Origin of the sequence: Marinospirillum insulare DSM 21763 (assembly GCF_000686905.1) — a bacterium.
Taxonomy (GTDB): Bacteria; Pseudomonadota; Gammaproteobacteria; order Pseudomonadales; family Halomonadaceae; genus Marinospirillum; species Marinospirillum insulare.
Genome location: NZ_JMLW01000012.1, coordinates 1 through 19,748, shown reverse-complemented (window position 1 = coordinate 19,748; position 19,748 = coordinate 1). Strand labels below are relative to the sequence as shown.

Annotated in this window: 21 protein-coding genes; 12 read left to right on the top strand and 9 right to left on the bottom strand. The window is 42.6% G+C overall.

Annotated features, from left to right (window positions below):
- Positions 1–138 precede the first annotated feature (138 nt).
- Positions 139–1,485 (top strand): 30S ribosomal protein S12 methylthiotransferase RimO, encoded by a 1,347-nt coding sequence (rimO, locus tag BP27_RS0106280; protein ID WP_027850830.1) that lies wholly within the window; start codon positions 139–141, stop codon positions 1,483–1,485.
- Here the strand turns inward: rimO and BP27_RS0106275 are convergent.
- Positions 1,459–2,091, bottom strand: coding sequence for a TetR/AcrR family transcriptional regulator (locus BP27_RS0106275; RefSeq protein ID WP_027850829.1), 633 nt, complete (start codon positions 2,089–2,091; stop codon positions 1,459–1,461). The two genes, rimO and BP27_RS0106275, sit on opposite strands and share 27 nt — an antisense overlap.
- Before the next feature lie 127 nt (positions 2,092–2,218).
- On the opposite strand from BP27_RS0106275, the gene BP27_RS15440 reads away from it, so the two are divergent.
- Genes BP27_RS15440 through BP27_RS0106230 form a run of 9 tightly spaced genes read left to right on the top strand, consistent with a single transcriptional unit; the run spans position 2,219 to position 9,614 of the window.
- On the top strand, positions 2,219–3,019 hold the full coding sequence (locus BP27_RS15440; RefSeq protein WP_245597819.1) for a DUF599 domain-containing protein: 801 nt from the start codon (positions 2,219–2,221) through the stop codon (positions 3,017–3,019).
- 41 nt (positions 3,020–3,060) lie between these two features.
- The gene (locus BP27_RS16715) at positions 3,061–3,909 is read left to right on the top strand and encodes a putative ATP-dependent zinc protease (protein ID WP_051610395.1); all 849 of its coding nucleotides are present in this window, start codon (positions 3,061–3,063) and stop codon (positions 3,907–3,909) included.
- Positions 3,906–5,426: an inactive transglutaminase family protein gene (locus tag BP27_RS0106260; protein WP_027850828.1), complete on the top strand. Its 1,521-nt coding sequence runs from the start codon at positions 3,906–3,908 to the stop codon at positions 5,424–5,426. The genes BP27_RS16715 and BP27_RS0106260 overlap by 4 nt, the downstream gene beginning before the upstream one ends.
- 2 nt (positions 5,427–5,428) lie before the next feature.
- Positions 5,429–6,436, top strand: coding sequence for an alpha-L-glutamate ligase-like protein (locus BP27_RS0106255; protein WP_027850827.1), 1,008 nt, complete (start codon positions 5,429–5,431; stop codon positions 6,434–6,436).
- 28 nt (positions 6,437–6,464) lie between these two features.
- Positions 6,465–6,935 carry a transcriptional repressor gene (locus tag BP27_RS0106250; RefSeq protein WP_027850826.1) on the top strand — a complete coding sequence of 157 codons (471 nt, stop codon included), beginning with the start codon at positions 6,465–6,467 and terminating at the stop codon, positions 6,933–6,935.
- Positions 6,928–8,262 carry a dihydroorotase gene (locus BP27_RS0106245; protein WP_027850825.1) on the top strand — a complete coding sequence of 445 codons (1,335 nt, stop codon included), beginning with the start codon at positions 6,928–6,930 and terminating at the stop codon, positions 8,260–8,262. The genes BP27_RS0106250 and BP27_RS0106245 overlap by 8 nt, the downstream gene beginning before the upstream one ends.
- Before the next feature lie 13 nt (positions 8,263–8,275).
- A complete protein-coding gene (hisI, locus tag BP27_RS0106240) occupies positions 8,276–8,731 on the top strand; it encodes a phosphoribosyl-AMP cyclohydrolase (protein WP_027850824.1) in 456 nt (151 codons plus the stop codon).
- Between the two features lie 14 nt (positions 8,732–8,745).
- The gene (gene yidD / locus BP27_RS0106235) at positions 8,746–9,084 is read left to right on the top strand and encodes a membrane protein insertion efficiency factor YidD (protein WP_084324530.1); all 339 of its coding nucleotides are present in this window, start codon (positions 8,746–8,748) and stop codon (positions 9,082–9,084) included.
- 35 nt (positions 9,085–9,119) lie between these two features.
- The gene (locus BP27_RS0106230) at positions 9,120–9,614 is read left to right on the top strand and encodes a hypothetical protein (RefSeq protein WP_027850822.1); all 495 of its coding nucleotides are present in this window, start codon (positions 9,120–9,122) and stop codon (positions 9,612–9,614) included.
- A 38-nt stretch (positions 9,615–9,652) separates the two neighbouring features.
- Here BP27_RS0106230 and BP27_RS0106225 read toward each other — a convergent pair whose 3' ends face one another.
- From BP27_RS0106225 to BP27_RS0106215, 3 genes are read right to left on the bottom strand one after another with little or no spacing between them, the layout of a single operon-like run.
- Positions 9,653–10,765 (bottom strand): DNA alkylation repair protein, encoded by a 1,113-nt coding sequence (locus BP27_RS0106225; protein WP_027850821.1) that lies wholly within the window; start codon positions 10,763–10,765, stop codon positions 9,653–9,655.
- A gap of 5 nt (positions 10,766–10,770) precedes the next feature.
- Entirely contained in the window at positions 10,771–11,184 is a 414-nt protein-coding gene (locus tag BP27_RS0106220; protein ID WP_027850820.1) for a SufE family protein, read from the bottom strand.
- 17 nt (positions 11,185–11,201) lie between these two features.
- Positions 11,202–11,594, bottom strand: coding sequence for a hypothetical protein (locus BP27_RS0106215; RefSeq protein WP_027850819.1), 393 nt, complete (start codon positions 11,592–11,594; stop codon positions 11,202–11,204).
- Positions 11,595–11,682: 88 nt separating this feature from the next.
- Here BP27_RS0106215 and BP27_RS0106210 point away from each other — a divergent pair, with 88 nt between their 5' ends.
- Positions 11,683–12,282: a hypothetical protein gene (locus tag BP27_RS0106210; protein ID WP_027850818.1), complete on the top strand. Its 600-nt coding sequence runs from the start codon at positions 11,683–11,685 to the stop codon at positions 12,280–12,282.
- 3 nt (positions 12,283–12,285) lie between these two features.
- Here BP27_RS0106210 and BP27_RS0106205 read toward each other — a convergent pair whose 3' ends face one another.
- Together BP27_RS0106205 and BP27_RS15430 are read right to left on the bottom strand one after the other, a co-directional pair.
- Positions 12,286–12,807, bottom strand: a complete 522-nt coding sequence (locus BP27_RS0106205; protein ID WP_211251288.1) for a sn-glycerol-3-phosphate transporter — start codon at positions 12,805–12,807, stop codon at positions 12,286–12,288.
- 109 nt (positions 12,808–12,916) lie between these two features.
- The gene (locus BP27_RS15430) at positions 12,917–14,113 is read right to left on the bottom strand and encodes a tyrosine-type recombinase/integrase (protein ID WP_211251287.1); all 1,197 of its coding nucleotides are present in this window, start codon (positions 14,111–14,113) and stop codon (positions 12,917–12,919) included.
- Between the two features lie 231 nt (positions 14,114–14,344).
- On the opposite strand from BP27_RS15430, the gene BP27_RS0106195 reads away from it, so the two are divergent.
- Positions 14,345–15,364 (top strand): DNA-binding protein, encoded by a 1,020-nt coding sequence (locus BP27_RS0106195; RefSeq protein ID WP_027850816.1) that lies wholly within the window; start codon positions 14,345–14,347, stop codon positions 15,362–15,364.
- Between the two features lie 16 nt (positions 15,365–15,380).
- Here the strand turns inward: BP27_RS0106195 and BP27_RS0106190 are convergent, their stop codons facing one another.
- The 3 genes from BP27_RS0106190 to BP27_RS0106180 are packed head-to-tail and all read right to left on the bottom strand — an operon-like array spanning position 15,381 to position 19,603.
- Positions 15,381–16,559, bottom strand: coding sequence for a CaiB/BaiF CoA transferase family protein (locus BP27_RS0106190; protein ID WP_027850815.1), 1,179 nt, complete (start codon positions 16,557–16,559; stop codon positions 15,381–15,383).
- Positions 16,560–16,572: 13 nt separating this feature from the next.
- Positions 16,573–17,019 carry a universal stress protein gene (locus BP27_RS0106185; RefSeq protein ID WP_027850814.1) on the bottom strand — a complete coding sequence of 149 codons (447 nt, stop codon included), beginning with the start codon at positions 17,017–17,019 and terminating at the stop codon, positions 16,573–16,575.
- On the bottom strand, positions 17,012–19,603 hold the full coding sequence (locus BP27_RS0106180; RefSeq protein WP_051610393.1) for a TRAP transporter permease: 2,592 nt from the start codon (positions 19,601–19,603) through the stop codon (positions 17,012–17,014). The genes BP27_RS0106185 and BP27_RS0106180 overlap by 8 nt, the downstream gene beginning before the upstream one ends.
- Positions 19,604–19,748: the final 145 nt, after the last annotated feature.

Genomic DNA, 19,748 nt, shown 5'->3' with positions numbered 1-19,748 from the left:
TTTATTACTAGAATACCAGAAACCAAGCTAAAACAGCTAACTAGGCTAGCTAGAGGCTAGACATTAAAAAGTTCTTTTTTAGGTCAGTACAAACAGCTAGAATGCCGCATAAAATTTAAACACTAGAGTAAAGTTTTTATGGCTTCGAGCATTTCTACCAGTAGTGACACGCATAAAGTTGGCTTTGTTAGTTTAGGTTGCCCCAAGGCATTGGTTGACTCTGAACGTATTCTTACCCAGTTAAGGGGTGAAGGGTACGATTTAGTTCCTAGCTATGAAGATGCTAATCTTGTTGTTGTTAATACCTGTGGCTTTATAGATGCTGCTAAAGCTGAGTCTTTAGATGCTATAGGCGAAGCCATTAGTGAGAATGGTCGTGTAATTGTTACTGGCTGCATGGGAGTGGATGAAGCTTTAATTCGTGATTTGCATCCACAAGTCTTGGCTGTCACTGGTCCACAGCAATACGAGCAGGTGGTTAAGGCTGTACATCAGTATTTGCCGCCTAAAATTGACTATAATCCTTACCTAGATTTACTGCCGCCTCAAGGTATTAAGTTAACTCCAAGGCATTATTCTTATTTAAAAATTTCTGAAGGCTGTAATCACCGTTGCAGCTTTTGCATCATTCCTTCGCTAAGGGGCGACTTGGTTTCTCGCCCTATAGGTGAAGTGTTAAGTGAAGCCGAGCGCTTAGTTGATGCGGGTGTGCAAGAGTTGTTGGTTGTATCACAAGATACCAGTGCTTATGGCTTAGACTTAAAATACCGTACTGGTTTTTGGCAGGGTCGTCCGATTAAAACCCGTATGAAAGAATTGTGTGAAGAGTTAGGCCAATTAGGTAGCTGGGTAAGAATGCATTATGTTTATCCTTACCCGCATGTTGATGACATTATACCGTTAATGGCTGAGAATAAAATTCTTCCTTACTTAGATATTCCTTTTCAGCACGCTCACCCAGATGTATTGCGTGCTATGAAGCGCCCAGCGGCTAGTGAAAAAACTTTACAGCGTATTCAGGCTTGGCGAGCTGTCTGCCCAGACCTTACCCTGCGCTCTACATTTATTGTAGGTTTTCCAGGTGAAACAGACGCACAGTTTGAATACCTGCTCGATTTTCTTGATGAAGCGCAACTCGATAGAGTGGGTTGTTTTACCTATTCGCCCGTTGAAGGTGCTACAGCTAACCAGCTGGCTAACCCTGTACCTGAAGACGTTAAAGAAGAGCGCTTAGCTCGCTTTATGGAAAAACAAGCACAAATAAGTGCAATAAAACTGCAACAGAAAATAGGTAAAACTTTAGAAGTGTTAGTTGATGAGGTGGGGGATGATGGTGCAGCAGCACGTACTCAAGCCGATGCACCAGAAATAGACGGTCAAATATTTTTACTGGGTGCTTCTCACCTTAAACCTGGGCAGCGCGTACAAGTAGAAGTGACTGAAGCCGACGAGCATGATTTATGGGGTCGCTTGGTAGAGCAGTAAAAACTTTTCGATACAGTAGTCTATGTACTGCTGTATCGCTTCTTTACTGGGCATTTCGTTGGTCATAATAAACTTGGGACGAAAGTAAGCATTCAGTGCGCCCTGAAAAAACAAGGCTGCTTGCTCTGGGTCATCAACTTTTAAGTTACCGGCTTGGTTTTGTAAGGTTAGAAAATCGACCAGCAATAAACGGTCTTTTTCTAACCCGGCTTTAAAAAACATTTCGCCCAAGTTTGGAAAACGTATAGCTTCAGAAATCATCATTCTAAACATGGCGGTGTTTTCTGGTGAGACTAAGTCTGCTAATTTGCTTTGCGCATAAATTCTTAGCACTTCTTCAACGTTTTCGCTTTTAATATCGCTTGAACGCATGGTCTCGTTACCACGGTAGTCGCACTTTTGATCAACCACAGCAATAAACAATGCATCTTTATTGCCAAAGTAGTTGTAAAGCGTTTGTTTAGCTACACCAGCTTTGCAAGATATAGATTCCATGCTGGCATTTTGGTAACCATTCTCTAAAAAAGCTTCAGAGGCAGCGTCTATAATTATTTGTCGCTTATCGTTTTTTACTGCAGGTGGTTCTGTTTTTTTAAGGCTATTCACTAAAATGTACCGCACTTGTAACCAATGGAAGTTAGACTGAGTATAGCAAAATAACCTTGCTGCACATAATGGCTTAGTAAGCGCAAGTAAATTTTGTTAATTTTTAAAGGCTGCTAAGGAGCTTACCTTGCTAAATGGTTTGTTAGAGGTATTTAGTTGGCTAGATTGGCTAGCCATTGGTTGTTTTTTTATTAGTTGGGGCTGTTATTACTACTATTGCCTTTTGCGTACACGTTCTAAACGTTGCTTGGCAGCAACCATGCATGGCTATCGTTATGACTGGATGAAGCGCATGGTGGATAGAGACGTTCGCATTGCTGATGCCACCATCATGACTCATTTAGAGCGTAATGGTGCTTTTTTTGCTTCCAGTTCTTTGTTAATTCTCGCCGCCTTATTTAGTTTGCTAGGTGCATCAGAGAAGGCGTTAGCAATGGTTACCGAGCTGCCTTTTGCTATGGCTCAGCCTACGCATTTGGGTATAGAAATTAAAATACTCTTGTTGGTAGGTATTTTTATTTATGCTTTCTTTACCTTTACCTGGTCTATGCGCCAATACAATTTCTGCGCCATTTTGATAGCTAGCGCACCTTTGCCTAGTGAAAAAAATGTTACACCCGGTGCAAGGAATGCGTTTGCTATTCAAGCTGCCAATGTGATTGACCTAGCTGCCAACCAATTTAACTATGGTTTGCGAGCCTACTATTTTGGTTTGGCTTTATTAGGTTGGTTTCTGCACCCTTTAGCATTAATTTTTTCAACTTTAGCCGTAGTAGGTATTTTATATCGCCGAGAGTTTCATTCTAAAACCCTGAAAGCCCTTGCTGCTGGGCGTGATCTGAATGTTAGTTTTCGGGGTATTTTGCAAGATATAGAGCCTAGTCTGTCGCCCGGGCGAGACACTACACCTACAGATACAAAGGTTTAGTATAGTCGGTCTTAATTTTCTAGCTTAAGGCTTTAGATTTTATGATCGGCAGCACTCTAGTTACCCAACGTTTTTTAGTTATTAGTTTTTTGCTGTTGTTATTAACTGGCTGCCAGTTTTTACCTACTAGCCAAGAAAAGCCGGTACTGGTTACCAGTCAGCAGTTAGAAGCCTCTAGCCAGGCTTTACAAGCAAGTTTTCAAAAGCAGTTATTAGCTTCAGAAGAGCGGCAATTAACTAATTTGGAACAACAAGCTGCTCAAGTGCAACAGCTAAAAAAACTCGTTAAAAACTTTCAGCAAGAAAATCTACGCCTTCAACAACAGCATACCTTTCAAATTGAGCAGCTAGGCAACCTACTAGAGCCTGGTTTTGCTAAAAGCCATTTAACAGAAGTGGTACAAGAAGATGGGAAGATGCTCTTGGGGGAACATGAGTGGATTTTTCTGCCTGAACAAAAGCTCGTTTTGCCGGCACGTATAGACTCAGGTGCCAACACTTCTTCTTTGCATGCTGTTAATTTGCAGCAGTTTGAGCGGGATGGAAAAACTTGGGTCAGGTTTGAAACCCATTACCAGCCTGAAGAAGATCAACCGGCATACAAAGCTGAGATTGAAGCGCCTTTAGTAAGAAAGGTAAAAGTCACGCAAGCTAGCGGCTCAACTGTTCGCCCAGTGGTTTCCTTGCCTATTCAGCTAGGTGCTTTAAACCAAAGTGTTGAGTTCACCCTAGCTGATAGGGGTAGCCTAACCTTTCCGGTGCTTTTAGGACGACGCTTCTTTATGGATATTGCGGTGATCGATGTCAGCAAAGCCTATGTTCAGGGTAAGCCTAAAAAACCAGATGAGACTGCTAAGTTGCCACTCAATGAGCAGGAGAAGGCATTATGAAGCAGGGGCGCTCAACTTTACTCTGGACCGCCTTAATCCTAATTTTGTTAGGGGGTATGCATACCGCTTGGCGGCACTTTGTTCACCAGGTTCCTTTGTTACCCGGCAGCCAACAAACCTACTGGGATTTAGAAGCCCGCGTTGAAATGGAGGCCGAAGGTTCACCTGTCAAAGTTCGTTTAGCTATTCCACAAAGCCAACCAGGTTTTTTGATGCGTTCAGAACACACGGCTTCACCGGGTTTTGGTGTTAGTTTTGTGGAGGGGGATCAGCGTTTTGCTGAATGGAGCATTCGTAGCGCAACAGCGACTCAATGGCTTTACTATCGAGCGCAATTTCAATTTGACCCTAAACGCCATATTCCTGCAGTCGACCACGCACCTGACCTTAAACCCAGCACCTGGTCTCAGCCTTTACAAGCCGCAGCAGCACAGGTTTTACGCCGTTCTTGGCAAGAATCTGCTGATTCTTTTAGTTTGGCTAAAGCCTTAGCTGAGCGCATTAGCAATGAAAAAAATCAAAATGGCCGTTTATTATTAAGTGAAATGAGCGCTTCAGAGGCCATGGTTAATCTATTAAATGATGCCAAAGTCCCAGCAAGGGTACTGTATGGTCTGAAGCTTGAAGACGGTCGTCGTCGTCAGGCTTTACAGCAGCTAGTTCAGGTATTCGATGGACAAAACTGGCAACTTTTTGATGTGAACTCTGCTGCTAGCTTAGATGTAACAGGAAATAATTACCTCTTGTGGCAGCAACAGGCAGGGCCTATTTTGGAGGTTGAAGGAGCGCATGAGTCTAAAGTAACTTTTTCTATGCTCACCACTCATGAGCCTGCCAGTAGTAGTGTGAATGCGCTAGCTGTTAAAGATGCTCTATTAAGTTTATCCATTCATAGCCTGCCTATTTCTGAACAAGCCTTATTCAAAACTTTATTACTTCTGCCCTTGGGTGCTTTAGTTGTGGTGGTTTTAAGGGTGTTTATTGGTTTAAAAACGTCAGGCACTTTTATGCCTTTGCTTATTGCCTTGGCTTTTTTAGAAATGTCTTTATCTGCTGGGTTAATCACCTTTTTAATCCTCGTTAGTGCAGGGCTAGTGTTGCGTCAGCTTTTAGCTTATTTGAACCTATTATTAGTGGCCCGAGTGGCTGCTGTTATTGTGTGCGTGATAGGTATGATTGCTTTATTTGCAGTGATTTCTTTTCATACAGGTATTACAACGGGTATGAAAGTAACCCTTTTTCCAATGATTATTCTAGCTTGGACCATTGAGCGGATGTCGATTCTTTGGGAAGAAGAAGGCCCGTTAGAGGTGGTTAAGCAAGGCGGGGGAAGCTTGATTACAGCCACCCTCGCTTTTTTATTAATGGATATTTATGAAGTTCGCTATTGGATGTTTAATTTCTTAGGTTTGCAGTTGGTAGTGCTGGCCCTTATTTTAATTGTGGGGAGCTATACCGGCTACAGGCTGCTTGAACTCTGGCGTTTTAATCCTTTAGCTAACCAAAATAAGGGGTGAGAATGCTCAATTGGCTAAAAAAATACCTAGCCAGCCCTAGGCAATTACGCCAACTAGGCGTTTTAGGGTTGAATGAGCGCAATCTTGCCTGCATTAGTGCTCATAATCCTAGAAGTAGCTTTCCTTCCGTTGATGATAAATTGCTGACCAAGCTTTTAGCAGAAGATTATCAAATAGCCACTCCAGCTTTATTGGGTACTATTCGTCATCAAGCTGAAATTACTAGGTTTGAAGGCTATTTACCCAAGCAGGGTGGTTTTGTTATTAAGCCTGCAAAGGGTAGTGGTGGTAAGGGTATTTTAGTTATTCAGTACGTTAGCGGTAACCGTTATTTGAAAGCTTCGGGTGAGTGGATATCACGAGAAGCCGTACAGAGGCACTTGTCTAACCTTATTTCTGGGCTTTACAGCTTGGGTGGGCATCCAGATGCAGCAATTATTGAAAAATTAATTCATAGTGCTAAAGATTTTGCTGATTTTACCTTTGAAGGTGTGCCAGATATTCGGGTGATTATTTACCAAGGCTACCCGGTAATGGCGATGATGCGGCTTTCCACCAAAGACTCAGATGGTAAGGCTAACTTGCACCAGGGTGCCATAGGTGTAGGGGTCGATTTAACACTAGGCACAGCCATTCAAGCTGTTCAGCATGACCGCCCTGTATTTATACACCCAGACACAGGAAGCCCATTAGAGAAACTACGCATTCAGAATTGGCACTACCTATTAGACTTAGCAGCACGTTGTTACGATATGACTGGTTTAGGTTATTTGGGTGCAGATTTAGTTGTCGATGCAGAACAAGGCCCTTTGCTGTTAGAGCTTAATGCACGCCCAGGCTTGGCCATTCAAATGGCTAATGGCACAGGGGTAAAACCTAGGTTACAAGCAATCGATCAGCATAGGGCAGAATTAAGAGGTCCTGCAGAAGTAAGCGAGGTAAGAGTAAAGGTGGCGCAACAATTATTTGGTAAGCAAGTTTGTTCTGCAAGACAGCTCAACGTAGAATAAGCTCACACTGTTTACAGAAGCGAATAGAATGACTCAGGTACCAGAGGAATTAATGGCAAAAGCAGATGCTTTTTGTCAGCGTGAAGGGTTAAGACTAACACCTACTCGGCGTCGTGTTTTAGAGTTAATTGTACGCAGCCCTGGCGGCACCAAAGCTTATGACCTTTTAGATACTCTAGCCCTTGAAAACTCCTCAGCTAGACCCCCCACCGTTTATAGAGCAATCGATTTTTTACTCAGCAATGGTTTAATTCATCGTATAGAATCACTGAATGCTTACGTTCGTTGCACCTGCCCAGAGCATGTTCAAGCCTATCAACTGCTAATATGTGAAGTATGCGGCTATGTACAAGAGTTACATGAAGATTTAATTGATCAACGCCTAGATGCTGCAGCCGCAAAGCAAGGCTTTACAGTTGAGAAAAAAACCATAGAAGTACATGGCAGGTGTCAAGACTGCCAACCAGACAAACACCTTAGGGAGCCAGCCCATGTATGATTTACTTATTTTAAACGCCACCCTAGTTAATGAAGGCCATTTAACCAAGGCAGATGTTGCGGTTGAAGGTCAGCGTATTGCTGCTATAGCGCCTGATTTATCTTCAGCACCGGCTAAGCAGGTAATCGATGCAACGGGCTTGCACCTCATGCCTGGCATGATAGACGACCAGGTGCATTTTCGTGAGCCGGGCTTAACCCATAAAGGTGATATAGCAACAGAATCAGCGGCAGCTGTGGCTGGCGGTATTACTACCTATATGGAAATGCCCAATGTAGACCCATTAACCATTAATGCTCAGGCTTTGGAAGATAAATACCAACGTGCAGCAGGTCGTTCACGCGCTAACTTTGCATTTTATTTAGGTGCTAGTAACGATAACCTTGAAGAAATTAAAAACCTAGATCCACAAGCAGCCTGTGGAGTTAAGGTATTTATGGGCGCTTCAACCGGCAATATGCTGGTAGACAACCCAGAAACCTTAGAAGCCATTTTTGAGCATGCCCCTATTTTAGTGGCTACGCATTGTGAAGATACACCCATGATTGCGGCTAACGAAGAAGCAGCGCGTGAGAAATACGGTGAAGACGTTCCTTTTAGCGAACACCCTAAGATTCGTTCTGAAGAAGCCTGCTGGAAATCATCTTCCTATGCAGTAGGTTTAGCTAAAAAGCACAATACCCGCCTGCATGTACTACACATTACCACCGCCAAAGAATTAGAGTTATTTGAGCCGGGTGCCTTAAAAGGTAAACGTATAACAGCAGAAGCTTGCGTGCACCACCTTTGGTTTAGTGAAGAAGATTATGAGCGTTTAGGTGCACAAATTAAATGTAACCCTGCAGTTAAGCGAAAAGAAGATAGAGACGGTATTTTACAAGCGCTAACCGAAGGTCGTATCGATATTATTGCTACCGACCACGCACCTCACACTTGGGAAGAAAAGCAAGGTAGCTACTTTAAAGCCCCAGCAGGTTTACCCTTAGTACAGCATGCTCTACCTAGTTTGTTTGATCATTACCATGCTGGCCGTTTATCGCTACAAACCCTAGTACAAAAAGCTTGCCATAACCCAGCTGAAGCTTTTGAAGTAAAAGATCGAGGTTATTTAAGGGAAGGTTATTTTGCTGATCTAGTGCTGGTTGATTTGCAAGCCACTACCGAGGTAACTAAAGAGTCAATTCTTTATAAGTGTGGTTGGTCACCTTTTGAGGGTCACACCTTTAATAGCCGTATTGTTACCACACTGGTTAATGGTGGGTTTGCTTGGCATGATGGCGAGCTAGGCCAGAATATTCATGGCCAACGTATTACGTTTAATCGTTAATAAAGGGTAGGTCATGGCACTAGATAAAACTTCAGACAAGCACTTCTGGTTAGACTTAGAAACAGCGCCTGTTGGTTCGCAGCGTAATATGTCTAAAATAATTGATCGCTTGGTTTTTAATGAGCAAGGGCTAATCACCGCTATTGCCCAACAGTATGATACGGGTGAAGTGTTAATGCTGGCTTGGATGAATAAAGAGTCTTTATTAATTTCACTAAAGGAAGGTCGAGCCTGCTACTGGTCACGTTCACGCCAAAAGCTCTGGCGCAAAGGCGAAAGCTCTGGCCAAGTACAGTGGCTAAAAGGTTTACGGGTAGATTGTGACGGTGATGCTTTGTTGCTAGAAGTCGATCAACAGGGCCCAGCTTGTCATACAGGTCGTAAAAGCTGTTTTTATCTAGGCTTAAAAGGTGAGCAGCTTGAAGTGCTAAATGCACCTGAAGTTGACCCTGCTAGCTTATATCAGTAGCCTAACTTTTTAATATGCCTGAAAGCAAGCCAGTCAATCAGCCCAAAAAAAAGCTAAAAAATTGTATAAACAAGCTTTTAGCGCCACTGAAATGGCTGGTTAGGTTACTGCTGAGCTTACTTAAAAAGTTATTGGTTGGGCTTATTCGTTTTTATCAGCTATTTATTAGCCCACTTAAACCGCCTAGCTGTCGCTTTTACCCCACCTGTTCTAGCTATGCAATTGAAGCTGTGCAAGTTCATGGTCCTTTTAAAGGTTTATGGTTAGGTATTAAGCGTTTAGGTAAATGCCATCCTTTACACGAAGGTGGTGTAGATTTAGTGCCTGAAAAATCGAAACAAGCTGATAAATAAGCAAGCTGACAATAAGTAAAAAGGAGGGAGGTCTTATGCTTAAACCTTTAGTGGGTGCGCTAGCAATTACTTTGAGCTGCTCTACACCCTTGTATGCAGAACCCACCCCCTTAGATATGATGCAGTTAATGAGTAACTACCTTAGTGGTAGTGTTACTTCTGAGCAGATTTTTGAGATGGGTGTAGAGTCTAATATGCGCATACCTATGCAGCATCTGCGGGTACACTTTGTAGATTCTAGAAGTGGAAAAGAAATGCCCCGCTCAGATATTGATCAAATTCTTGGGCAGGCTAGGCAAGATTGGTCGTATGACCTTATTCGGCAAACTATTGGTACTTTTGCTCCTGCAGGTTCTAGTCCAGAACAAATCATCGACCTGTTTAATGCTTCGGCCTTAGCCTCTATGCGGATTCCGCCAGACTATATTCAGATTGAATATTACGATGCACGCTTAGGTGCTAGGGGAGATGCCGAAGGTGGCGTAAGCGGCAGTATTCCTAATAAAACCCACACCCCTCAAGCTAAATAGTTCTAAGTTAAACTAGGGATTTAGCCATTTAAAAAAGTTTAGATGTGTACTAGAAAGCTACCTAAAGGGTGGCTTTTGCCGTTAATAAGTAGCTCGACCAAATGTTCACCCGGGTAATGTTTGCGAGTGTTTATTTTAGCAAAGCTGATTTTCTTCTTTAATATTTCAGCTGAATTGCCTGGCAAAGTTAAAGTTTTTAGCTTGAATACCTTGCCGCTACTAGTAGCGTTAGCCTTTACAAAATAAACACAAAAATCAATTAACAGCTTTTGTGCTTGTTTACTTTTACTGTGTAATTCAAAGCTTAGCTCAACTGCTTCACCTAGCTTAATCGTTTTTGGTGTAAAACTTACCTGTGTGATTTCAACCTGAGGCGTTTGCCCATAACCTAACTGTTCTAAAGCTTTGGGGTGACTTTGTTTAACTAAAGAACGTAAAGCATGGCGAATTAACCACAGACGGTTTTTATCAGCACCTTTTAACCAGCTTTTGGTGGTTGCTAGCAATAATTTTGGGTGGTCTTTGCCTATATCATTCAAGTTGTTAGCCACCGAGCGCCTAACATACAGCTCGGGATCATCTTTCAGTTTTTCTAATAACGCCAACACAGGGCTAGGGTCTTTTTTAAAAGCAGGTAGGTGGCTGGCCCAGGGTAGGCGAGGGCGCGGACCTTCAGAAGCTAGGCGCCTTACATAATGGCATTCATCTTCAGCCCAAAGGTGTAAACGCTCTAAAGTGGCTTGGGTATGCTGTTCAAGAAAAGGACGAATGCAAAACTCACCCGTAAAGCGCTTAGTTAGCTGGTAAATAGCCTGCATAGAGGCTTCAAAATGATTCAAACCATAGTTGGCTATATAAAAGCTATGCGGCAAATAAATAAAAGGTGCCATGCCATTACCCATATCTCGCTCTAAACGAGGCCCCATGGAAGCAACCAATATACCAATGGCTTCTTCATAGTCGGCAGGCAAATAAGTCTCTAGGCTTTTAGCAATTTGTTGACCCCGCTCCATTAGGCTGAGCTTTTCATAACCAATTAAAGCCGTCTTAATAAAAGCTTGATCTTGAAAGCTTGCATCAACGGCTTTAATTTGATCCGCTATTTGGCGCGGAATCTCAGGGCCATAGTTGTTAATCAACGGCTCAGCCATATTATTTAGCTTTGAGTCGCTTGAGCAATAGCAAAAATACGCTCTAACATAGCGTGAAGGCCATTACTGCGTGTGGGGCTTAAGTGCTTATCTAAACCTAGTACTTTTAAAAACTCAGGAGGGGTCGCAAGAATTTCTGCTGCGGTACGATTATTATAAATGCGCATCAGTAGAGCAATTAAACCTGACACTATGGCTGCATCGCTGATGGCAGCAAAAGAAATAACGCCATCTTTTGCTTCAGGACGTATCCAAACCTGAGATTGGCAACCTTCAATTTTATATTCGGCTGTTTTCCACTCATCTAGGTAGTCTGGCAAGGCTTTACCTAAATCTATTATGTATTGATAACGGTCCATCCAGTTATCAAAAAACTCAAATTCTTCTAAGAGTTCCTGCTGGGCTTCTTCTGCTGACAAGGTTAAATCTCCAGTTGCTAGTGGGCATCTAGGCGGCGTACTTCCATACGCTCACTGTTGGCAATGCGAATCAGTTGTCCGTCACGAGTTGTAAACCCACGTTCTTGTAGGTCTTTTTTATACACTTGGTAAGTCGCTATGTCAGATGTATTAGGCGTAATTACTTTAACTTCTAGTAAAGTGCGTTGATCTTTCCAGTCATAAACCATCCAAGCCGCTGTTACTAAAATAAATATAGCTAATACAGATGAAAAAATGAGTTTTATAGGTGGTTTAGGGCTAGCGTCAGCAAGTCTAGGCTGCTGATGATTTCCAGTCCGGTTAGGAGCAGTGGTTTGTTCCTGCTGTTTTCGCCATAAAAAGTAAACTACCCCACCAACGATTGCTGTTATAAGCAATTTCCCTAACATGCTGACTCCAAGCAAGTGAAAAAAGTGTTAAGAAGGTACATACTAGCAGTTGATTCTTGGTCTATAAACTAATGCTTCGGATGGATTAATGAGAAATATTACTTTATTAGGTTTAATCAGCTTTATTTTAGTAACTTTGGTGGCCTGTACAAGTTATCCATTAGGTATGAGTGCCGACGAGTGGGAAGCTTTGCCTGAATCTAAACGCTTTGCAGCAAGGCAACAGCAGGCCAAGCTTGATGAAGCTGAAAAACAACGTAAATACCAGCTTCAAAAAGAAAAGCGTAAGCAATGGGCAATTAAATCTTTGCGAGAAGACGAAGAAAAAGAACGCTTAGCCGCAACGCGCAGCAATGCAGCTTATGGAAACCTTATTCAATGTTCAATTACTGGAGCAAAAGCTAAGTTTGGAAAAAGCTGGCATGCCGCTCAAGGGGTTAGCTTTGAATTGCAGCGCAATGAAAAAGGGGTTGACCTAGCCCTTGCACGTAAAGACAGAAGAACTCAAAAAACCTACGTTGAAGTTGGTTTTGATGGTTTGAATGTTTCAGTTTGCAAGTCTAGGTGGCGTAATTGCGACACGCTAGCCGGCTCTGAAAGAGAATACCGACGCGGCAAATCAAAAGCTATCAATGTTAGCGGTGCTGTTCAAGGAAGGCTGCGTTGTTCTTTGCCACGTGGCTGGTAAGTTTTAAAGTCTGATTCCGGCATTGATCATCATTGCAGCTGAACCAGCTAAAATGCCTTCTAGATGCAAGCGTTTATATTGCACACCTAAAGAAGGCAGGATAGCTGGGGCAGTCTTATAACGATTAAGAGGAATTTTATCGCGATACTCACCTTTATAACCGTGTAAAAAGCCTGCGGTTAACTTGCCACAAAAAGGTGACTCACCAAAATCGTAACGCTTGCCTAGGTAGGCATAATAAGTACGCTGCTTAAAAGAATTAAGAAAAGTTGCACCGCCCCAGAGATAGCTATCATCGCGGTTACGTTCAACACTAAAAAGTTTTTGGCGATTATTATGCTCAGGTTTGGGGTTGAAGTGCTTAGTTCCAATACTGGTTTGCAGGTACCAATAGGCTTCAGAGGGCACAGGTTGAAAAATCTTCTGAATCAAGTTGTTTTCAGCTGGCTCAACTTGTTTTGCACTGGTTATTGATGGCAAGCAAGCAACTAGTAATACTAAAACTCCAGCCTTAGAAAAATTCATACAGACATCCGTTCCAATAAAAAACTTAGAAAATAAAAATAGGTAGCGGATAGTGCCTGAGTCAGTATTACTTGCAAGCTATCTTAACTTTATAAATCGATTTGTTAGGCTAATCCTCTTCCGACCAAGGGGCCTGCCAATCTTGTTTCTTATTCTGCTCTTGCCAAAGTTCGTCTTCTTCATGTAAATAAATACGTGTGGTAGCTAGGCTGGAATGCCGCGCATTACGTGCTAAAAACCTCAGCTCAACACCTGCATCGGCCTGGTGAGTAATTGATGTGTGTCTAAACCAGTGGGTCGAAGTTTTAGCTAAGCGTTGCGCTATATCTGGGTTAGATACCTCAAAAGCTTGGCTGGCTTCGTCGGTTAAATCTTTCATGGTGCGATAAATCATATTGGCACTAATGCCTTTATTGCCTGCTAGGTTGCGTATCACTGGGCTGAAATCATCACTAGCTGGCAGGGCAGGGAGGTTTAAAAATTCACGGTAACGTTTTAAAGCATTAATTAAAGCTGTATTAACAGGTATTTCAGCATATTTTTTACCCTTACCTTCAACTGCCCACCACCAATCTCCACGTCTTTGAAAAAAATCATTCATTTTAGCTTGCGCCACCTCGTGAACACGCGGTGCCAAAAGGTATAAAAAAGCTAATAAAAGTCGCCAGCGCTCTACCTGCCTTTGGCGTTGCAGATCATCAGCTTGCTGGTACTGCAAAAAGTCCACCAAAGCATCCCAAGTTTCTTGATCTAAATGCCTTTCTCTTACATTACGGGAATCTTGGCGGGTTTCTCTTTGTCGCAATAAAGCTAAAGGGTTACCTGCTAGGTAGCCGGCTGCATGTAAATATTGAAACAAACCTTTTAATACTCTAAGTGCGTGTTGTTGGCTGGTTTGGCTTAAACCACCTTGAAAGGGCCGCCAATCTTCAGAGTGGCGAGGGGTTCTGCCTTGCCCACACCAACGTTCTCTAGGCTGAGGGTCGGCTAAAAATGCTTGATATCCTGCTAAATCTTGGCGATTCAAACTAGAAAAGGGTTTTCCTAACTCTAACCAACACCATAACAAGAGTCTTTCAGCTTCTTTTCGATAAGCGCGAAAGGTTTGCGGCTGTTCTTGATATTCCATTAGCCAAGATTGAACAGCTTCTAAATCAGTATTGGCTGCAATTTGGCAAATTTGCGTGGCAGGTGGACGATTCTCACCAAAACGACCATTTAATTCATCAGGCAGTTTTGGCAAAGCTTCTAAGGGTGCCATGGGTAAAGCAAATTTTGTCGCTGGGTTGAGCTTTCTATTAGTCATAGCTGAATCAAACTCTATTAATCAGGGTTGTTAGGTGTTTTTTGCTAGCTGTATTACACAGTATCTCATAGTTTTAGCGTTCATGATAATAGCGGTTATCATGAATTTGGTCTTATTGATGTAAGTAATTTTACATATTACGTAATACATATTATTATGCGTAAACTTCTTAAAAGCTTGTATTAGTTGAAAGCAGGCTTAAAAATAAAGATTGAATGGGGATACAAAACAATGGCTAGAATGGGTGTGCAATACGAAGACGTAGTTGAAGCCGCTTTGCAGCTACAAAAACAAGGTGATAACCCAACCATTCAGCGAATACGGGATTGGTTAGGAACAGGAAGCTTTACCACGATAAGCGAGCATTTAAAGCAATGGCGTGAAAATCAGCGCAATGCCACACCTTTAGAGCAAGACTCTCAAGGCTTGCCAGCTAGCCTAGTTAAAATAGCGCAAGAGCTTTGGCAGCAAGCTTGTTTAGAAGCTGATGAAAAGTTGCAAAGCTATCAACAACAAGCCGATGCAGAAATACGCCAAGCTTTAACTGACAAGCAGCAAGCTTTAGAGGATGCGCAACGCATGGAGGAAAAAAACCTATTACTCGATAATAAAAATAATGCGCTCTTAGCTGATATTAAGCAGCAGGCAGCATTATTAAGTCGTTTAGAAACACAGCTAGAAACCAGTCAGCAGCAGTTAGTCAGTTTAACAACCGCTAGCCAAGAAAAAGAAAGCCAAGCTAAGCAAACAATAGCTGCTTTAAAAGCAGAATTGCTTGAGCAACAAGCCCTAAGTCAGCAAGCCCTTGATAAGCAAAAAGAAGAGCAAATCACCGCCCTCGCCCATGAGCAGCAGCGCAATGAAGAAAACCAGCTACGCTGGATGCAGGAAGTTGATCTGGCACGCCAGCAAACAGCAAGTTTAAAAGAAGCGGCGCAACAAGAAGCGCAGCAGACTAAGCAACATTTAGCTCAACTAGAAAAGCAGTTAAGTGCCAGCCAAGAACTGACCCAGCAACAAACCTTAGACTTGCAAGGAAAACAAATAAGAGAAGAGAACTTAATCAAGCAACAACAGCAGCTTGAAGCAAGAAGTGAGCGTTTAGAGTTGCAGTTAGAAGAAAAACAAGCAGCCTGGCTACTGAAACTAGAGGAGTTTAATGCTCAACTAACCAATAAAAACCAACAAATTAAGGAGTTAGAGGCAGCCTTAGCTAGTTCAAGCCGCCCTGCCCCTTTAATTATGATTTAGTAAGCTAGTGAGTGAGTTAACCTAGCGCACCTTCATCTTCTAAGCGTTTTATTGCTTCAGAAGTATAGCCCAACTCTTTTAATACCTGATGGCTTTGCGCTCCTAGCCCACTGCCTGCTTGCTTATAAGTGGCTGGATTACGAGAAAACTTAATGGGTGAGGCGATTTGCTTTATTTTTGTACCATAGCTAGTTTCTACCTCGACCACCATTTCACGCTCAACCAATTGAGGGTGATTAGCCGCTTCTGTCAGCGTTAAAACTGGCTCAACACAGGCATCTACCGATTTAAAAATAGACTGCCAGTCTGCATAGTTTTTACTTGCAAAAATACGGCTTAATTCTTTGCGTAGTTGCTGCTGATCTTCAGGCTTTTGACTAAGCCCCAACTGCATTAAGTGTGGGCTCTCTAGGGTTTCGGCTAGTAGTTTTAAAAACTGCGGCTCTAGGCTACCAACAGAAAAGTAGCGCCCATCGGCTGTTTGATAGTAGTCATAAAAAGAGCCACCGTTAAGAATTCCTTCTCCTAGCCCTGGTGATTCGCCTGTTCCTAAAGCCCCAGCGCCCGTCATAGCATTGAGTGCAAATGCGGTATCGGTCATGCTGATATCAATAAACTGACCTAGCTTACTGTCTTGGCGTTCAATTACAGCAGCCAAAATGCCAGTAATCGCATGCATAGAGCCACCAGCAATATCTGCTACTTGAATACCTAAAGGCACGGGGCCTTCATTTGGGCGGCCTGTATAACTGGCTACACCAGCAATGGCTAAGTAGTTAATATCATGGCCAGGACGGCTTTTATACGGGCCAGTTTGACCATAACCAGTAATTGCACAATAAATTAAACCCGGATTAATCGCCTTAAGTGTCTCATAACCTAGGCCTAGCCGATCCATAACACCCGGACGAAACTGCTCAACCACTATGTCATAGTCTTTGACTAGCTTTTTAACGACTTCCACGGCAGAAGCTTTTTTTAAATCTAAGCCGAGCGAGCGTTTAGAGCGATTGAGGTAAGAATGGATATAGTTAACCCCCTGTTCATCAAAAGGCGGCATGTCTCGCGTTATTTCAGGGCGATTCGGCGCTTCAATACGCAACACCTCTGCCCCCATGTCTGCTAGTTGCCTAGTAGCATAAGGCCCAGGTAATAAAGTAGAAAAATCTAACACTTTTAGTTTTTTTAAAGGCATACAAGGCACCTAATTAATTACGATCGGGTCTAACCACCATGACTGAAACATGCGCCCGCTCAACCACCTTGGCAGCCACAGAACCTAAGAAAAATCGTTCCATGCGTTTAGGGTCATGACTGGGAAGCACTATTAAATCTGCTTTGATACGCTTAGCTTCTTTAAGTATTTCTTGGTGTGGAGTTCCTTCCACTGCCCTTAACTTAACATCTAGGTCATCGGGTATATATTGTTCAACCGATTCCCGCAGTTTTAGGTAAATGCTATCTAAAATTTTACTGAGGTCTTGCTTAGGGAAGTAACTAGCGACCATAGGCGAACCAAAGCCTGGCAAGACAGTTAAAATATGTAGTTGTGCTTGATTGGCAGTGGCTAACTCCACAGAAGTTTTTATTGCTTTAATTGTTTGCTGGTTACTGCCACAAGAAATATCTACGGGTAAAAGTAGCTGCTTAAACATGCTGACCTCCTTTTATTTTAGCTAAGCGAATACGTCGCTTTTGTAGCCAAGCTATTAAGCCCAGCAACATAAGCGGAGGAATCATCATCCATTCCTTGGCTGGTTGGTCTAAATCTTCTTCTATAGCACTTATTTTCCAGCCAAAGTCGATACCCACTTTTTCTGCTGGGGAGTCAAAAGCAATTAAGTCCACTTCAACGCTAGATTCATCTACAAGCAATAAGAGTCCCGCTTGCTCAAGGCGTTCTTCACCTGTTCCAGCTTCAGCTAAAGGTAGGCGCACCAGTTTTTTTATGTTGCGTCCATCAAGGCTTTCACCACTCACCCAAATTTTTAGCGCAGTATTGGCTGGCTGTTTTTCTGCCAGCTCGTAAATTTCAGTTGCAGGATGTGTTTGAATGGGCGGATAAATCATGTCCCACCAAAACCCAGGCCTAAATAAAGTAAAGGTAATTAATAATAATGCTAGGGTTTCCCAAACACGGTTTTTAGTTAACCACCAGTGTTGAGTTGCCGCTGCGAACACCAGCATGGCGGTTATTGCACCAAAGACCACGGTTATAAAGTGAAAAGCGCTGTCTATATCAATCAACAACAAATTAGTATTAAAAATAAACATAAAGGGCAGAATGGCGGTACGTATATCGTAGGTAAAACCCTGCACCCCGGTTTTAATTGGGTCGGCTCTAGCCACTGCTGCTGCAGCAAAGGCTGCTAAACCGACAGGTGGTGTATCATCAGCCAATATCCCAAAATAGAAAACGAATAGATGCACAGCAATTAAAGGCACCATCAAACCGTGTTGTGCCCCCAACTCAACAATCACCGGTGCCATTAGGGTTGAAACGACTATGTAGTTAGCCGTAGTTGGTAGCCCCATACCCAATACCAGGCTGATAACGGCAGTAAACAGCAAAATTAATACTAGACTTCCACCTGATATAAATTCTACGAAATCAGTCATCACTAAACCGATACCCGTTAAAGTGACCGTTCCTACGACAATACCAGCAGCAGCTGTTGCAACACCTATACCTATCATATTGCGAGCGCCATTAATCATACCCATCAAAAGCTCTGAAAAGCCCTGGCGGGTGGCGGCTAGGTAATCATTATTTTTTCTAAAGAAGCTTTTTAAAGGCCTTTGGGTTACCACAATAAAAATCATGAAAATGGTTGCCCAAAAAGCAGCCAAGCCTGGTGAAAATTTTTCTACCGCTAAACACCAAACTAGAACAACCACTGGAAGCAAGAAGTAAAGGCCTGATTTAACTGTCGGGCCAACTTCTGGAAGCTCTAAGACCTCAGCTTCTGGATCATCCATTTCTAGCTCTGGATAACGGCAAGCATAGGCAATTAAGCCCACATAAGCAGCTGCCACTAAAAGTAAAACAACGGGTAAAGCCCAGTCACCTAAGTAGATTTTTATCCAGCCAATACCGTAGTAAACCACGAGAGTAAGAACAGCAAGCACTAAAAAAGCACTAATAAAGTTAATTAACGAATAAATAAACTTGCTTTCATGGCGACGTGGTAAAGCCTTCATATCTGCTTTACAAGCTTCTAGATGAACAATATAAAACAAAGCAAAGTAAGAAATTAAAGCTGGCAAAATGGCGTGTTTAATAACATCCAAATAAGGAATGCCTACGTATTCAACCATTAAAAAAGCGGCGGCACCCATAATGGGGGGTGTTAGCTGACCATTAGTTGAAGCAGCCACCTCTACAGCACCGGCTTTAGTTGCAGGAAACCCAACACGTTTCATTAAAGGAATGGTAAAAGTACCCGTAGTTACTACGTTGGCTATTGAAGAACCTGAAATTAGGCCAGACATACCCGATGCAACTACGGCTGCTTTAGCAGGGCCACCACGCAAATGGCCTAACAGAGAAAAAGCCACTTTTATAAAATAATTACCAGCGCCTGCTTTTTCTAGCAAAGCACCAAAGAGTACAAACAGAAATACAAAACTAACTGATACACCTATAGCAACACCAAACACCCCTTCTGAGGTTAACCATTGGTGAGATAAAAGCCGTTCAAGACTAGCGCCACGGTGTGAAATCACTTCAGGAAAGTAAGGGCCAAAATAGGTGTAAATTAGGAAAATTGCAGCCACTACCATTAAAGGTGGGCCAAGAGCACGACGTGTAGCTTCTAAAAGTAGCAACATACCCACGCCTGCAAAAATAAGATCAGTTGTATTAGGTATGCCAGGGCGAGTAGATAAAGCTTCATAAGCAAAGACCAGGTAGGTTGCTGAGGCAACACCTAATATAGCCAGTAACCAGTCGTGCCAAGGTATTTTTGTTTGCGGGGACTTTTTAAAAGCTGGATAAGCTAAAAATGCTAGAAAAATGGCAAAAGCCAAATGCATAGGGCGAGCAAAAGAGGAGCTAATTAAGGAAAAAGGAGAAGCGTACCAAAGTTGAAATAATGACCAACTTAATGCCACTAGAAGAATAATCTTGCCGCTTAAACCTACAGGTAACCGCGAGCCGGTTTCTGACTCAACAAATTTTGCAGCTTCAGTAGGTGAATTATCAATACTAATGCGTTTGGTGTTCTTATTTTCTGTCATATAAACTTACCTCTTGCAGGTCTGCCCATCTTTATTATTAGTTTACTGGCCCTGGATTCAACTCTCAAGTGCAACTCATTAAACTAGGATTGGATGGCAAGCTGCTGTAGCATCTTATGCTTTTCAATCGACCAAGAATGAGAAG

Coding starts and splice junctions, on each gene's coding strand:
- BP27_RS0106205 (WP_211251288.1), bottom strand. CDS start 12,807: ATGAATTTTTCTAAGGCTGGAGTTTTAGTATTACTAGTTGCTTGCTTG.
- BP27_RS0106215 (WP_027850819.1), bottom strand. CDS start 11,594: ATGTTAGGGAAATTGCTTATAACAGCAATCGTTGGTGGGGTAGTTTAC.
- BP27_RS0106260 (WP_027850828.1), top strand. CDS start 3,906: ATGAAGCAGGGGCGCTCAACTTTACTCTGGACCGCCTTAATCCTAATT.
- BP27_RS0106180 (WP_051610393.1), bottom strand. CDS start 19,603: ATGACAGAAAATAAGAACACCAAACGCATTAGTATTGATAATTCACCT.
- BP27_RS0106230 (WP_027850822.1), top strand. CDS start 9,120: ATGCTTAAACCTTTAGTGGGTGCGCTAGCAATTACTTTGAGCTGCTCT.
- BP27_RS0106190 (WP_027850815.1), bottom strand. CDS start 16,559: ATGCCTTTAAAAAAACTAAAAGTGTTAGATTTTTCTACTTTATTACCT.
- BP27_RS0106255 (WP_027850827.1), top strand. CDS start 5,429: ATGCTCAATTGGCTAAAAAAATACCTAGCCAGCCCTAGGCAATTACGC.
- BP27_RS0106225 (WP_027850821.1), bottom strand. CDS start 10,765: ATGGCTGAGCCGTTGATTAACAACTATGGCCCTGAGATTCCGCGCCAA.
- BP27_RS0106250 (WP_027850826.1), top strand. CDS start 6,465: ATGACTCAGGTACCAGAGGAATTAATGGCAAAAGCAGATGCTTTTTGT.
- BP27_RS16715 (WP_051610395.1), top strand. CDS start 3,061: ATGATCGGCAGCACTCTAGTTACCCAACGTTTTTTAGTTATTAGTTTT.
- BP27_RS0106210 (WP_027850818.1), top strand. CDS start 11,683: ATGAGAAATATTACTTTATTAGGTTTAATCAGCTTTATTTTAGTAACT.
- hisI (WP_027850824.1), top strand. CDS start 8,276: ATGGCACTAGATAAAACTTCAGACAAGCACTTCTGGTTAGACTTAGAA.
- BP27_RS0106195 (WP_027850816.1), top strand. CDS start 14,345: ATGGCTAGAATGGGTGTGCAATACGAAGACGTAGTTGAAGCCGCTTTG.
- rimO (WP_027850830.1), top strand. CDS start 139: ATGGCTTCGAGCATTTCTACCAGTAGTGACACGCATAAAGTTGGCTTT.
- BP27_RS15430 (WP_211251287.1), bottom strand. CDS start 14,113: ATGACTAATAGAAAGCTCAACCCAGCGACAAAATTTGCTTTACCCATG.
- BP27_RS0106245 (WP_027850825.1), top strand. CDS start 6,928: ATGTATGATTTACTTATTTTAAACGCCACCCTAGTTAATGAAGGCCAT.
- yidD (WP_084324530.1), top strand. CDS start 8,746: ATGCCTGAAAGCAAGCCAGTCAATCAGCCCAAAAAAAAGCTAAAAAAT.
- BP27_RS0106185 (WP_027850814.1), bottom strand. CDS start 17,019: ATGTTTAAGCAGCTACTTTTACCCGTAGATATTTCTTGTGGCAGTAAC.